Here is a 14,578-nt window from a genome sequence, read left to right as displayed (position 1 = left end):
GGAGCATGAAATGAAAGGTCATTCCGGGGTATTGCTGATCTGTCTGGGTCTGGCCGCGTGCCAGGGCAGCAACCCTTATGTCGCGCAGTCACGGCCCCTGCCGCCGGCGCCAGCGCAAGCCGCGACCACCTTCGACCGCAGCGCCTATCCCGCGCCGCCACGGGATTACGGGCGCTACCGCAGCTGGGCGTGGCTCAACGGGCGCCTGCCCCCGGGCAGTGCCTGGGCGGATTCGGCACAGGTGGCCGAAGCCGTCAGCAGTGCGCTGGACCAGCGTGGCTTGCGTCCGCTGCACGACAACCGCCCGGCCGATCTGTTCGTCAGCGCCAACCTGAGTCTGGAAACCCGCTTGCGCCAGGTCCAGGACGATTACGGCTACTACGGCGGATACGGCGGCTATGACCGCTACGGCCGGGGCTACGGGATGTACAACACGGTGCCCATTGTTCGCACTTATCAGGAACAGGTCGTGGTGGTGCGGATCGATCTGTTCGATGCCGGCACCGGTCAGCCGGTCTGGAGTGCCAGCGCCGAAACCGGCACGCAAGGCAATCAGAGTGACCGGGCCGATGCGATCCGCGAGGCTGTGGAAAAGGCCATGTCGGCGTATCCTCCCGGTTAGCTTCCCGTGAACCGGAAGCTCCCCCCAGGTTCATGTTTTCCACCGGAGAAAAACCATGTTCCGCCGTTTTGCTTTACTGGCCATGGCCGCGCTGCTCAGCGCCTGCGCCGCCAACCAGGTCAATCATGACTACGACGCCAGCCGCGACTTCGCCGCCTACCGCAGCTGGAGCTGGAAAGAACCCGCCCTGCAATACCGTCCGGACGACCCGCGGATCAAGAGTGACCTGACCGAACAGCGAATTCGTCAGTCCGTCGCCGATCAACTGGACCAGCGCGGCCTGCGTCCGGCCGCGGCGGGCAGCAAAGGTGATTTGAACGTACAGGCCTATCTGATCGTCGAGGATCGTCAGCAACAGGTCACCACCAACTATGGCGGCGGTTGGGGCGGCCCATGGAATGGCTACTGGGGCGGGCCGATGTACAACGAAACCCGCAACATCACGTACAAGGTCGCGACCATCCAGATCGATCTTCTCGATGGCAAGGACGGCAAACTGGTTTGGCGTGGCAGCGACGAGCAGATGCTCAGTCGTACGCCGAACCCGGCGGATCGCAGCAGCGCCATCCATGAAACGGTGACGCGTATCCTGTCGAACTACCCTCCGCGCTAGGTGAGCGCCACATAACGGGAGCCCAGGGGCTCCCGTTTTTTTTGGAGGGGCGGCTGGCGCGTTGCCAGCAGTGTCGTCCTGCCGCGTCTACACTGAAATCCACCCACGGAGCTTGCGCCCGGCCGTGCGCCGGCAAAGGAGTGCGCCATGTCGCGTCGTTCGCAGTGTCGCGGCCCTGCCCGGCAGCGGGGGGCTATCGGCTTGATGGCGGCCGCCACCCTCAGCCTGGCGCTGGTGTTGATGTTGCTGATGGTGGACACCGGCCGTTTGTATATGGAACAGCGCAAACTTCAGCGGCTGGTGGACAACGCGGCGCTGGAAGCGGTCAGCCGTGGCGGCAATTGCCTGCCGGGCCTTACTGCCGCCGCTTACGCCGGGCAGAGTGCGGCGCGCAATGGTTTTGTCGCCGATGCCAACAATGTGCTGGTGGTCGACTGCGGCACACTGGTGACAGCTTCCAGCGGTCTGCGCACATTCAGCGTGGACGCCACCCAGGCGGTGGCGGTCAAGGTCGCCGCCAACCACAGCGTAACCACCAGTTTCGCCGGCGGCGTACAGTCGCTGTTCAGTGGTACGCCGTTCAATCTCAACACCGTGCTTTATGCCTCGGCAGTGGCTGCCAAACCCCAGCCGACCGTGGCCCAGCTGAATATCCGCAGCAATCTGGCCAATATCAGCACCGCCCAGTCGAACATCCTCAATCCGCTGTTTTCCGGCCTGCTCGGCGGTAACGTCAACCTGACGGCCCTGGGCTGGAACGGCCTGCTGAACACGGACATCAATCTGCTCAGCTATCTGAACCAACTGGCGATCAACCTCAACGTCGCCGCCGGCAATTACACCCAGCTGCTCAATACCCAGACCACCGTGACGCAACTGATCCAGGCCGCGATTACGGTGGTTCAGCTCAACGGCGCAACCGCCGACGTGATCACCGCGCTGGGACAATTGCAGGTGGCGGCGATCAATGCCGCGCCGCTCAAGCTGGGCGATATTCTGCAGTTGCAGACCGGCACCACGGCGGCCGGGCTCGACGCCAATCTGCAATTGCTGCAACTGATCCAGGGTGTGATCCAGCTGGCCAACAGCAACAGCGCCGTGGCCGCCACCCTGCCGATCAGCGTGCTGGGGCTGGCGAACGTCACGGTGCGGGTCAAGGTCATCGAGCCGCCGCAGTTTTCCGCCATCGGCGATCCGGCGCTGGCCAAGGCCGATCCGCTGGGGCCGAACCGGATTTATGTGCGCACTGCGCAGATCCGCACGATGCTTTCGGTGAATCTGCCGGTCCTGTCCGGAGTGACCGGACTGACCAACGCGGTGTTGGGATTGGTCGGCACACTGACGCCGACACTCAATGCGCTGCTCAGCCTGAACCTGGTCGCCACCCTGAACTCGGTGGGTTGCCTGCTGGGTGCCGGCTGTCAGCAACTGGACCCGCAACTGCTGCCCTCGCCGGAAATCGACATCAGCCTCGATGCCGGCGGGGCCGTCAGTTATGTCACCGATTACAGTTGCCCCACCGGTAATACCGGGACCAAGAGCCTGACGGCCCACACCCTTACCTCCGTAGCCGACCTCAAACTGGGCAGGATTGATCCGACCAACGCCTTTTCTTCTTCGGCCGAACCCACGGTCACGCCGTTGCCGCTGGTGGACCTGGGCATCGTGACGTGCCACAAGATCCTTGGCATCGGCACCTGCGACCCGAGCACCCACGTGCAATACGGTGCCGGCGGCATTGCAATCATGGTCAACTCCAGCGTGGCGCAGAACACTCAGGATCTGCTGTTTTCCAGCGGCACGCCCTTCGCCACGCCGCCCAACCTGAAGCTGCCGCCGAGCGTGATTGCCGTCGCGCCCACCAGCAATATCGTCAACAGCCTGGCGAGTACACTCGCCGGGATCAATCTGATCGTCTACAAGCCGCAGGGCAGCAATCCGCTCGGGGCTGCCGTGACCGGCGTCGCCAGCCTGATCAGCGATGTCACGACGATCCTGCAACCGCTGATCACCAATCTGGTCAGCCCGCTGCTCGACCCGTTGCTCAACAACTTGCTCAAGGGGTTGGGGATCAATCTGATGGACGTGGACGTGGGCGCCAACATGACCTGCGGTCAGACCGGCAAGGCCTATCTCGTCATTTAGTCGTCGTGGGCGATCGGCAGCTCGATACAGAACCGAGCGCCGTCCGCCGAGTTGCTTACGCTCAGATGGCCGCCCATGTTTTCGATGATGCCGTAACTCACCGACAACCCCAGACCGGTACCCACACCCACCGGTTTGGTGGTGAAGAACGGCTCGAAAATCCGCTCCAGCAGACGCGGGTCGATACCCCCGCCGTTGTCCTCGACCCACAGACGCACCTTCTGCTCGTTGCGCTCGGCGTAGATCGAAATCCATGGCTTGAACGCCGCATCGGACTCGCGTTTGCCCAGCAGCGCATCCCGGGCGTTGACCATCAGGTTGATCAACACCTGCTCCAGTTGATCGACGTATCCGCGTACCTGAACCTCAAATGCGGTTTCGCTGATACGCAGGTCCACGCCCTTGCCGCGCATGCCTTCGGCCAGCAGCGACAGCGTGCCTTCGATGGCGCTGGCGGGGTTGAACAGTTGTTGCTCGATCTCCGAGCGGCGGCCGAAAACCCGCATGTGGTCCACGACTTTCGCGGCACGCTGGACCTGGGCGTCGATGCGGTTGAGTTTGTCGGTCAGGTAGTCGATCTGTGCATCGCCATTGCTCAGGCGTTTCTGCACATTGACGATGGCCATGCGCATCACGTTCAGCGGCTGGTTGATCTCGTGAGCGAGGCCTGTGGCCATTTCGCCGAGGGTGGCCATTTTCGCGCTTTGGGTCAGTTGTTGCTGGGAGCGGCGCACTTCGGTGTTGTCGCGGCCCACGGCCTGCACTTCGATGAGTTTCCCGTGCTCATCGAACACGCCGCGATCCGACCACACCCACCACGCATGCTCGCGCCCCGGCAATTGCAGATTGATTTCGGCGGTGCTGACCGGGGACTCCGGGGTCAACTGTGCCAGGCGTTCGACGAATGCTGCGCGCTGCGCATCGGACATCCAGCTGCCCAGATCGACGCCGGCCAGCGCTTCGGGAGCGCATTCCAGATACTTCGCCAACGGGCGGTTGCCGAAGGTCAGGATCAGGTCCGGACGATAGCGGCAGATCATCGCCGGGGAGTCTTCCACCAGGATCCGGTAGCGTTCTTCGCTTTGCCTGACCTGCTCGGCGGCCAGCGTCGCCTCGGTGACGTCCAGCCAGAGCCCGACGGCTTCCACCGGCAGGCCGAGGTCATTGCGCAACAGGCGGGCTTCATCGAGCAACCAGTGATAATCGCCACGATGGTCGCGCAGGCGATAACGGGCACGCACCGAGCCTTCGCGCAACAGCTGCCGGGTCCGTTCGAAATACAGGGGCCGGTCATCGGGATGAATCCGCTCCACCAGCGCCGCGGCATCGCAGTCTTCCAGGCTCCAGCCCAGCAGCGGTTGCAGGCTGGCGCTGAAAAACGCCGGCAGCAACGCGCCCTCGACGTAGTGCTGGACATAGATCACCGCCGGCGAGCTGGCGATCAGATTGTCCAGCCGCGCATGGGCCGCAGCGGCCCGTTGCTGCTGATTCTTGATGTCGCTGATGTCCAGCATGAAGCCCGCCAGCCGACGGTGATCGCCGGTGCCGCTGACCTGTCCCTGAAGGCGATACCACGCTGGCATCTGACTGGCGTCACGAGGGTGCAGGCGCACGCACAGGTCGAGGACTTCTCCATGCAGCTGGAGCGACTGCAATCGGCTGCGCACTTCTTCGCGGTCGGCGGGGTGGATCAGGTTCAGCCAGTTTTCCAGGGGCAACGTCGAACTGTCCTGTTGCAGAATGGCGGTCAGCGTCGGCGCCAGTTGGATATGTTCGCCACCGCTGCCGATTTCCCACCAGCCGGTGCCCAGCAGTGTCTGCAACGATTCCAGGCGTTCCAGTTGCAGTTGATGCTGTTGCTCGCGCAGGCGCCCAAGCAGCGGCCCCGCCAATGCCCCGGCCAGCATCAGCCAGTCGCGGTCGGTCAGGTACGGCGCGGTCTTGTCGACGGCGTAAAAGCCGCAGAGCAGCCACGCCATGACGCCTCGATCGTCGCTGTAGGGCACGGCGAACCCCTCGGCGTTGCCGAACAGGCCCTGGACCCGTGAATGTTCATACTGGCCGTAATGCGCACCCAAGCGTTGCGGGGCGGTGCCATTGAGACTGTCCAGCGGCGTGCCCAGGCGCTGGCCGTCATGCCACAGCGCCGGTGCATCGTGGGCGTGGAATTGGCAGTGAATCTGCCACCCCTGTTCCTGTTCATTGAGCAGGGCGAGTGCCACACACGGGATCTGCCAGCGCTGGGCAATCGTCTGCAGTTGATCGCTGACGACCGTTGGCAGTCGCCCCAGGCTGCAGCTGCGCAACTGCTTGCTGATCTGCTCGGCGATGGCGTGGCACGCCTCGCGTTGATGGGCCTGCCGGCGTTCGGACAAGAGATCGGTAATGTCGATCAGTTGCAGCAGCCAGCCGTTGCCCAACGGCTGTACCCAGCCGCGCAGGTGCAGGACCTGCTCGCCCTGACCGGTGAAGTCCAGGTCCAGCAGCTGCCCTTGCCAGTCCTGGGGCCGGCCTTCGATGGTCAGAGTGCTGTGGGGCAACAGATGGTCGCGCAGTGGCAGCGGTGTATCCCGGGGCACCTGTTGCGCCAGCAGGTGGCGCAACGGTCCGGCGATTTGCAACACAGAACCTTCGCCATCGAGGTACAGATGCAGTCCCGTCGCCGGTGAGCCGAGCACATCCGGCACGTCGCCGGCGAGCAGACCGCGCTTGAGCAGGCGACCGAACAGATTGTCCCCGGGCGTCAAAATTTCAGGCTCGAGCTGGCGGTCAAATTGGTGGGCAGGCTCGGAACAGCGCCGATGCCCGGCAACACCAGAAACGGAATGACCTGATTGAGCTTGCTGACGGGGTAGTTGACGCTGACGGTGAGCGTGCCTTGCGCGGCGTCATAGGTCGCCGACGTGTCCACGCCCACCACCACGTTCAGAGAGGATGGCAAGCCTGAAAACTGCTGCGTCAGGGCGGCATTGGCGGTGTTGACGACAACCGTCGAATAATTGGGCGTCGTGGGATCGACCGCGACGCTGCGACGGACTGCTTCAGCGGTGGCCTGATTGAACGTCTGCATCAGCACGAGCGGCAGGGCGTAGCTGACCAGGCCGTAAAACACCGCGAAAAAGATCACGAACACCAGGGCGAACTCGATCGCCACCGCGCCTTTTTGCGCCTTCCGAGAGCCGGTTTTCATCCGTGCGTCTACCCTGACAGTCACTGCGTAGTATCAGCATAGAATCATTCAGCCAAAACGGACGGTTTTTACCGGATGCAAAGTCTTGTTCTCTTGATCTGGCTGACCCTGTGCGCGGTCCAGGATGCCCGGCAACGCAGGATTGCCAACATCATGACGTTGGGTGTTGGTGCCCTGGCACTGGTTTATCTGCTGTATTTCGGAACGACCTGGACGGGGGCCGCAGCGGCGCAGGGTGGCTGGGCTTGTCTGTTGGCGCTGGCGTTCACCCTGCCGGGGTATTTCATGGGGCGCATGGGGGCCGGCGATGTGAAATTAATGACAGCCCTCGGTCTGGCGACGGACGGTCTGTCGCTGCTCGGTGTTTTTGTCGGTGCCGGCGCAGCGAGCCTGGTCTGGATCCTGCTGGCGCCAAGACTCTGGCTGCATATGAGTCAAGGGCTTAGGCATCGTCTTCGATATATGACGCCATCGCTGTCAAAAAAGCTGCCATTTGCGCCGTTCGTGCTGGTCGGTTTTTTGCTGGCACTCCCCTGGATCCATTAGTCGCCAAACGCCACTAGTCTTATGTACATAGTCGGAAAGTGCGTCTACTTTCAATGTACTGGTTATACAGCCAACGGCTGACAGTACAGGAATGGTCAGTTTTGGCCCGGGCATGGAGTGGCACGTGAACAAGCTTACGTCTGCGGTAAAGGTCCTCGTTGTCGATGATCAGCCATTGATCGTCGAGGAGCTCTGCGAGTTTCTCGAGAGCAGCGGGTTTCGCTGTGTACCCTGCGGGTCCGGCAGGGAGGCGGTCGAGCGTTTTGCCGAAGATCCGGCGATCGGTCTGGTGCTGTGCGATCTGCACATGCCGGACCTCGACGGCATTCAACTGGTGCAAGAGCTGCAACGCCAGGCCGGCAAGCAGCGGGTGTTCGAAGCGATCATGCTCACCGGTCGCGCCGACAAGCAGGATGTGATCAAGGCGTTGCGCGCCGGAATTTCCGATTACTACCAGAAGCCGGTCAATCTCGACGAGTTGCTCGAAGGCTTGCAACGCCAGGAGACGGTCCTGCAGGAACGGCAGAAAACCCTGCAGCTGGGGCACTTGAACCAGAAATTGCAGGACCTGTCGTCGTCCATCGATGATCTGTATCAGGATCTGGACAGGGTGCGCCGCGGGCCGGCAATCGTCAGCGAACAGGCATCGGGTGACGGGGATGCACTGGAGATCCCGGCCATCTTCAATCAGTTGTCCCCACGGCAACTGGATGTGGCGCGCCTGGTGGGCAAGGGGCAGACCAACTATCAGATTGCCTGCGAACTGGGCATCACCGAAAACACCGTGAAACTTTACGTCTCGCAGGTGCTGCGCCTGACCCACATGCACAACCGCACCCAGTTGGCGCTGGCCCTTTCGCCGAGCGCAGCGGCTTTGCGGCAGCGGGTCACGGAGCATTGACCGGGCTTTGCAGCCGTCAGAGTCAGATCACCGACGGCTGCCTTACCCCTCAATTCTTGGTGTCGATCTTGCCTCCGGCATCCTGGTCATAGAAGTCGGGGATGTCGTATTTGTATTTCTTCAGCCAGCGTTGCATGGCCAGTTCCCGCTCGGTGGCCGTGGCGGCCTGCGGATCGGGTGACGCGGCCTTGTTGCGGCTTTGCAGCAGCAGCCAGCCCTCGGTTTCCTGCTGCTGGGCCGAGGCGGGGCCGGCGTCGATGGCCTGTGCGCCGAGCGGCAGGCTCAGCAGGCTCAGGCAGCACAGTGTCTTGAAGATGTGCATGGCAGCTCCTTGAGGGTCATTTGAGGGTTGCCGGTTGCGGATCGGCCACCGCCGCGACCTGATTGCTTGCGGCAGATTTGGCCGGAACCGGAGCCTTGAGTCTTTCTGCGCGCTCCTGAGCCTCGGTGAATTGTTCCGGGGTCAGGTGCGCACGACTGACGATTTCGGCGGCTTGCTGCCAGTTGTTCTGGTAAATCAGCAGGGTGACCAGATTCAGCGTCGCCAGTTGATTGTTCTGCTTGAGTTCGATGGCAGTCAGGAACTCGAAGCGCGCGTCTTCGAGTCGCAACTGATTGAGGTACACCACGCCCAGATCGTTGTGGATGTTTTCATTGGTCGGCGCCAGCCGAACGGCCCGTTGCAGGTGAGCCTGCGCCTGACCGTTATCGCCCCGGGCGGCATACAGCTGTCCCAGACCGTGTTCGGCGTCGGCACTCAGGCAGGTGCCGAGCAGGCCGCGATACAGCGGTTCGGCTTCGCTGCGCCCCAGCAGGCGATAGACCTTGGCCTTGCGCAGACGCACTTCCACCAGGTTGTCGGGCAGACCTTGCAGGTTGGCCAGACTGGCGTGCAGCTTGCCGTCGTTGGCCAGTTCGTCCACCAGATTCAGCGACAGCTCCTGCTCCGAACTCAGCTTGCTGCAACCGGCGGGGGCCAGCATGGCTGTCCACGGCGCCTGGCCATCGGTTGCGCAACCGCCCAGCAGCAACAGGCTCGCCACCACCATCAGTGCTTTCATCAAACGCTCTCCATGTCAGGACGCGAACGCCCGGGTGATTGCGGTAAATCCGGGGCCTGCCAGCACGATCAGCAAGGCCGGAAACAGGAACAGCATCATGACCACCGACATCTTCGCCGACATCTTCGAGATGTACTCCTGCAAACGCGTCAGACGTCGGTCATCCAGTAATTGTTTGAGCGCCAGCAGCGATTTCATCGCGCCGCCGCCCTGTTGAATCAGTTGCTGGAGGATCACGCAGGTGTCGGTGAACTCATCCACCGCCAGCATCGTCGCAGCGTTGTTCAGTTCCTGACCCAGTTCCAGTCCCGAGTCGACGCGGGCCAGAATCAGGCGCAATTCGCTGGTCAGTTCCGGCAACAGTTTCTGCCCTTCGATGCTCAACACACGTAGCGCCTGTTCGACCGCCATGCCGGATTCGAACAGGATGCGCAGCAGGGGAATGAACGTCGAAACCTCCACGGCGATGTTTTTCTGCCGCCGGGCGGCGGCATAGGCCAGCAGGCGCTTGGGCAGCAGGTAACCGGTGCCGGTGGCGAACATCGGCACCAGCCAGCCCTTGGGTGTCTGGGGAAAGAACACTTCCTGCAAGAACAACCCGATGCCCAATGCCAGCAGCGGCGTACCGATCTGGCACGCGGCAAACAGCGAGCGCTCGCTGGCGCGGCGCCAGCCGAGACGGTTGAGCAGGGTCTGGGTTTCGCTGTCCATGCTCACCGAACGCTGGCCGAAGCGGCTGTTGCCCAGCGCTCGCATCCAGTTGCGCAGGCGGCTCTCGCGCACCAGATGGCCTTGCAGGCGCTGGTTGACCTGACGTACCCGACGGCGTTCGGTCAACAAGTGGTTGCCGACCAGCATCAGCGCCCCGAGCAGCAGCATGAGACTGGCCAGGATCACCATCTCAGACACTCCTCAACATGCGCCACAGCGCCAGGCTGCCGATCACCTGCAACATCACCGCGACGATCAGCATGGTCTGGCCACCGGGGTCTTTCCACATGCCGAGCATGTAACCGGGATTGGTCAGCATGAAATAGCTGACCAGGATCACCGGCAGCGATCCGAGTACCCACGCCGTCAGACGGGTTTCGCCGGTCAGGGCGCGCAGCTGGCGGGCGCCCTGGTCACGCTCGCGGATCAGTTTGATCAGGTTTTCCAGCAGCTCGCTGGCATTGCCGCCGTAGCGGTGATTGACCTTCAGGCCCAGGGCGAACATGCGCAGTTCGTCCTGTTCGTAGAGCTCGGCGAAGTCGCTCACCGCATCCGGCAGGTTTACCCCCAGTTGCACATTGCGCTGTACCCGGCCCATTGCGGTTTTCAACGGATCCTCGCTGGACTCGATGCCGCCGAGCACGGCGTCGCTCAGGGTGCGCCCGGATTTGAGGCTGCGCACCGTGTGATCGAGCAACTGCGGCAGTTGCTCGATCATGCGATGGAGCCGCCGTCGATACAGCCAGGCGATGTACAGCCGTAGCGCCAGAGGCGGCGCCAGCGTCAGGATCAACAGACCGACCCAGTCGGCGGCCAGGTAACCGAGCATCATCGCGATGACCCACAGCGCCAGCCATAACCCCAGACGCTCGCCGGGACGGCCCAGACCTGCGCGCAGGAACATGCGCTCGAGTCCGGTCCACGAGGTTTTTCCCGGTGCAATCTGCGGCTGTCCGGCGGCCAGGCGGCTGAGCACCCGTTCGTTGGCGGTCTTGCGCACGCCATGCAGGAACAAGCGGATCGACAGCCCCAGCAGCATCAGGCAAATGGCGATGAGAATCACCGGCCCCGTCATGACGAAAGCTCCATGCGCTCAGCCCAGACTCGATTCGTGCCGCAACTTGTCGCCGGCCGGATTGACCGCTTCGCGCAGGAAGCCGAACCCGGTGCGCCGGTCGAGGCGGAACAAGGTGTTGGTGACGTAGATGTCTTCGCGCACACCGACCACTTCCACCACCTCGCTCACGCAGCGTCGGCCATCGGGCATGCGGGTCAACTGGATGATCAGGTCGAGCGCGGCACAGATCATCTGCCGCAACGTGCGCTCGGCCACCGAGCGGCCGGTCAGACCGACCAGGGTTTCCAGACGCAGCAGTGCGTCCTGGGCATTGTTGGCGTGCACCGTACTCATCGAACCGTCGTGACCGGTGTTCATCGCGGTGAGTACGTCGAGCACTTCGACGCCACGGATCTCGCCGAGGATGATCCGGTCCGGCCGCATCCGCAGGGCATTGCGGATCAGGTCGCTGGCCTTGACCTCGCCATGGCCTTCGGCGTTCGGCGGGCGTGTTTCAAGACGCACCACGTGCGGGTGGCCAAGCTGCAGTTCGGCGACGTCCTCGATGGTCACCAACCGTTCGTGGGGATTGATCAATTGGCTGAGAATGTTCAGCAGCGTGGTCTTGCCGGTCCCGGTGCCGCCGCTGATCAGGATGTTGCAGCGCTTGCCCACCGCTTCCTGCAGGCAGTCGAATATGGCCAGGTCGATGGTCTGCATGGCGATCAGGTCGCTGCTCTTGAGCATGTCCTTGCGAAACTTGCGGATCGACAGGCACGGCCCGTCAAGGGCGATCGGCGGGATGATCGCGTTGACCCGACTGCCGTCGGGAAGGCGCGCATCGACCATCGGCGAAGATTCGTCCAGCCGTCGCCCGAGGGGCGCGAGAATGCGTTGCATGACCCGTTCGACGTGATGTGCATCGATGAAGCGCAGGTCACTTTGATGCAGCACGCCGTCGCGTTCGATGAACACGCGGTGCGGGCCGTTGACCAGAATCTCGGTCACGGCGCTGTCGCGCAGCAACACTTCCAGCGGGCCGAAACCGGTCAGTTCATCGACGATCTCTTCCGCCAGCCGTTCCATCTCGTAGCGTGAAATCGCCAGGTGCAGGCGGGCGATGTATTCGGCGACCTTGTCGGTGACGAACTGCGCCAGCAACTGCCGCGAACCTTCCAGCAGGTTTTTTCCGGATTCCTCGATGGCATCGATGATGTAGCGATGCAGCACCAGTTTCAGGCCTTCGTGGTCGCCGTTGCCCGACTGACCGCGCGCCGGGGCACCGAAGAGTTTTTCCGCGCTCATGAGGTGCCTCGCAACCGGTCGAACCAGGTGACCTTGGGTTTGGCCAGGCGTTCGGAACGTTTGGCCAGTCGTTCGCCAAGCGCCCGCAGGCTCTGGGTGAGTTTTTCCCGGGGGGCCAGTTCAAACAGGCTGACACCCTGATTCTTGGCGTTCAGACGCAACTCCGGACTCAAGGCCAGCACGGCGATCACCTCCAGATTGAAGGTCTTGCCGAGGGTCTCCGCATCCGGCGCCACGTTGCTCAGATAACGGTCGACCAAGAGCCGTCCGTGGTCGAGCTTCATGCCTTTTTCCCGCCATAGATTGAACACAGCGAGGTTGCGTCGGCAGTTGAGGACGTTCTGGTCGGTGTACCAGATCAGCTTGTCGCAATGGCTGACGAAGGTGCGCAAGGCTTCGCTGTCGGGCTGGCCGGTGAGGTTCACGACGATGTGCTGGAAGTGCTGGCGCAGGGCGCTGAGCAGCATGTACAGCTCGGCGGCGCTGGTGCTTTCCAGCGGCTCGTCATTGTCGGCGTACGCGAGAATCCGCAGCCCTGCTTCGGCGCTGGTGAAGGCACTGTCGATCAGCGTGGCGTCGAGCCTGCGCACATGGCGCAAGGCATCGCCGAAGTGGAACGAACTCTCCAGCCCCAGCAGCGCCAGACTGTCGCCGCGGGGCAGACCGAGGTCCAGCAGCAGTGTCTGTTGTCCGCTCTTTTGCACCACCAGTGCCATATGGTTGGACAACAGCGCACCGTCGGAACTGCTCTGCACGCCGTACAGAACCGTCAGGCCACCCAGTTGCGCGTTGTGGGTCACCGGCGGCATGCGTTTGCTCAGGCGGCGCACCAGCCCGGCCACCTCGCTGGAGCGCGAACCGTAGGCGACGAAATCACGCGCCCCGGCGCGCATGGCGTTGAGCACCAACTGGTTGTCCATGCCGTCGCCCAAGGCCACGATCGCCAGCATCGGCTTGGCTTCCAGCGCGCCTTCGATCAGCGCGCTCTGGGCCACCACATGTTCCCGATCGAGGCCGACGAACACCAGGCTGGCGAAGGTGACATCCACCAGTGCGAGCAATTCGTCGAGGCTGCCCGTACCGGCGCTGACCACTTGCCCCAACGGGGCGAGCGCGTTTTGCAGCCACTCCAGATCGGTGCTGTTGCGGGTGATGGCAAGAAAGGTCTGGCTCAGGTTCTGGCTCATTGGGACAACCCGCTGCGTTTGTCGAAGTTGCCGTTCTCCAGGAAAAACATGCGGTAGAAGTTCGGATCGTAGTTGCGCAGTTTCTCTCCCGGCAGCGACGGCAGTTGCGCCTCTGCCGACAGCGGATGCACCAGATGCGGGGTGACGATCATCAGCAGTTCGCGCTCTTCGCGTTTGATCTGCGAGCTTTTGAAAAACGCTCCCAGCACCGGGATATCCCCCAGCCCCGGAAACTTGTCGACCTGAGACGTGTTGCTGGTGCTGATCAGACCGCTGATGACGAAGCTCTCGCCATCGGCCAGGGAAATGCTCGTGTCGGTACGGCGGATGGTCAGGGCCGGCACTGTGGTGCCAGCAATCTGCACGGCATTGCTGAAGTCCAGCTCGCTGACTTCCGGTGCGACTTTCAGGGCGATGCGGTCGTGGCTGATGATCGTCGGCGTCAGGGTCAGGCGTATGCCGAATTCCTTATATTCGATCGACACGCTGTCGCTGCCGGCGCTGGGTACCGGAATCGGGATCTGGCCACCGGCAAGGAAGCTCGCGCTTTGTCCGCTCAGCGCCACCAGACTGGGGCGGGCCAGGGTGTAGGCAAACCCGCTGCCCTCAAGGGCGTTGATGATTGCCATGGTCTTGCCGCCGATCCACGAGAAGTTGAACAGCGAGTTATCCACCGGCAGGCGTGGTTGCGGTACGCCATCGATCGGCGGCAATGTCCCCGGAGAGCCGAAGAGGAAATTGCCACGGGTACCGATGATCGAAGCCGAGGCCTGTTTGAGCTTGGTGCGGCTGACTTCGACGAAGCGAATGTCGGTCTGTACCTGTGATGGCAGCTGCGCATCTTCCGACGGCAATGGAGCGCTCCCGGTCAGCGCGTTCGTGGCGGCGCCCTGGACAAACACCATGCTCTGGCGCGGCTCGCCCGAACACGCGGTCCAGACCATCAGGCTGGTGGCGCCGGGGGCCATGCCGGTGAGCAGAAACGACGAATTGCCGGTGGCGTGCACATCGGCGATTTTCGGGTCGCCGATGGCCAGGCGCGTGATTGCCACCGGCGATTGCATGTCTTGTTGCCAGCCCTCGTTGACTTCAATCACTGGCGGCAGCCGGCTCAACGCCGAGCAGTTGCCGGTGGCCGCCTGCGCGGCGCTCATCGACAGTCCCATCAACAGCAAGCCCCGCAGCAGGGGGTTGAAGGTCGGCCAGGAACGACTCTGCATGCACTTGGATCCTTGCTCAG

General features: G+C 62.8%; 14 protein-coding genes. 5 read left to right on the top strand and 9 right to left on the bottom strand.

Going from position 1 to position 14,578, the window contains the following annotated elements:
* Window positions 1-10 precede the first annotated feature (10 nt).
* The 3 genes from BBF94_RS17515 (at window position 11) to BBF94_RS17505 (ending at window position 3,380) form a co-directional block, all read left to right on the top strand.
* A complete protein-coding gene (locus BBF94_RS17515; protein ID WP_065260244.1) occupies window positions 11-622 on the top strand; it encodes a DUF4136 domain-containing protein in 612 nt (203 codons plus the stop codon).
* Between the two features lie 55 nt (window positions 623-677).
* The gene (locus BBF94_RS17510; RefSeq protein ID WP_065260243.1) at window positions 678-1,235 is read left to right on the top strand and encodes a DUF4136 domain-containing protein; all 558 of its coding nucleotides are present in this window, start codon (window positions 678-680) and stop codon (window positions 1,233-1,235) included.
* Window positions 1,236-1,382: 147 nt separating this feature from the next.
* Window positions 1,383-3,380, top strand: a complete 1,998-nt coding sequence (locus tag BBF94_RS17505) for a pilus assembly protein TadG-related protein (RefSeq protein WP_065260242.1) — start codon at window positions 1,383-1,385, stop codon at window positions 3,378-3,380.
* Here the strand turns inward: BBF94_RS17505 and BBF94_RS17500 are convergent.
* Window positions 3,377-6,127 (bottom strand): PAS domain-containing sensor histidine kinase, encoded by a 2,751-nt coding sequence (locus BBF94_RS17500; protein WP_065260241.1) that lies wholly within the window; start codon window positions 6,125-6,127, stop codon window positions 3,377-3,379. The two genes, BBF94_RS17505 and BBF94_RS17500, sit on opposite strands and share 4 nt — an antisense overlap.
* Entirely contained in the window at window positions 6,124-6,570 is a 447-nt protein-coding gene (locus BBF94_RS17495) for a TadE/TadG family type IV pilus assembly protein (protein WP_065260240.1), read from the bottom strand. The genes BBF94_RS17500 and BBF94_RS17495 overlap by 4 nt, the downstream gene beginning before the upstream one ends.
* 75 nt (window positions 6,571-6,645) lie before the next feature.
* Between BBF94_RS17495 and BBF94_RS17490 the strand changes: the two genes are divergently transcribed.
* Together BBF94_RS17490 and BBF94_RS17485 are read left to right on the top strand one after the other, a co-directional pair.
* Window positions 6,646-7,116, top strand: coding sequence for an A24 family peptidase (locus BBF94_RS17490; protein ID WP_065260239.1), 471 nt, complete (start codon window positions 6,646-6,648; stop codon window positions 7,114-7,116).
* A 124-nt stretch (window positions 7,117-7,240) separates the two neighbouring features.
* On the top strand, window positions 7,241-8,017 hold the full coding sequence (locus BBF94_RS17485) for a response regulator transcription factor (RefSeq protein ID WP_065260287.1): 777 nt from the start codon (window positions 7,241-7,243) through the stop codon (window positions 8,015-8,017).
* Window positions 8,018-8,066: 49 nt separating this feature from the next.
* Here BBF94_RS17485 and BBF94_RS17480 read toward each other — a convergent pair whose 3' ends face one another.
* The 7 genes from BBF94_RS17480 to BBF94_RS17450 are packed head-to-tail and all read right to left on the bottom strand — an operon-like array spanning window position 8,067 to window position 14,558.
* Window positions 8,067-8,339, bottom strand: a complete 273-nt coding sequence (locus tag BBF94_RS17480) for a DUF3613 domain-containing protein (RefSeq protein WP_065260238.1) — start codon at window positions 8,337-8,339, stop codon at window positions 8,067-8,069.
* 16 nt (window positions 8,340-8,355) lie between these two features.
* Complete coding sequence (locus BBF94_RS17475; protein WP_065260237.1) at window positions 8,356-9,078, bottom strand: tetratricopeptide repeat protein; 723 nt, start codon at window positions 9,076-9,078, stop codon at window positions 8,356-8,358.
* Between the two features lie 15 nt (window positions 9,079-9,093).
* Entirely contained in the window at window positions 9,094-9,978 is an 885-nt protein-coding gene (locus BBF94_RS17470) for a type II secretion system F family protein (RefSeq protein ID WP_065260236.1), read from the bottom strand.
* 1 nt (window position 9,979) lies between these two features.
* Window positions 9,980-10,864, bottom strand: coding sequence for a type II secretion system F family protein (locus tag BBF94_RS17465; protein WP_065260235.1), 885 nt, complete (start codon window positions 10,862-10,864; stop codon window positions 9,980-9,982).
* An 18-nt stretch (window positions 10,865-10,882) separates the two neighbouring features.
* Window positions 10,883-12,151: a CpaF family protein gene (locus BBF94_RS17460; protein WP_065260234.1), complete on the bottom strand. Its 1,269-nt coding sequence runs from the start codon at window positions 12,149-12,151 to the stop codon at window positions 10,883-10,885.
* Complete coding sequence (locus tag BBF94_RS17455) at window positions 12,148-13,338, bottom strand: pilus assembly protein (RefSeq protein WP_065260233.1); 1,191 nt, start codon at window positions 13,336-13,338, stop codon at window positions 12,148-12,150. Before BBF94_RS17455 ends, BBF94_RS17460 begins: the two co-directional genes overlap by 4 nt.
* Window positions 13,335-14,558 carry a type II and III secretion system protein family protein gene (locus BBF94_RS17450; protein WP_065260232.1) on the bottom strand — a complete coding sequence of 408 codons (1,224 nt, stop codon included), beginning with the start codon at window positions 14,556-14,558 and terminating at the stop codon, window positions 13,335-13,337. The genes BBF94_RS17455 and BBF94_RS17450 overlap by 4 nt, the downstream gene beginning before the upstream one ends.
* Window positions 14,559-14,578: the final 20 nt, after the last annotated feature.

The organism is Pseudomonas bananamidigenes (assembly GCF_001679645.1).
GTDB classification, from domain to species: domain Bacteria; phylum Pseudomonadota; class Gammaproteobacteria; order Pseudomonadales; family Pseudomonadaceae; genus Aquipseudomonas; species Aquipseudomonas bananamidigenes.
Note: the sequence above shows the minus strand (reverse complement) of the source record. Positions and strands in the feature narration are given on the sequence as shown.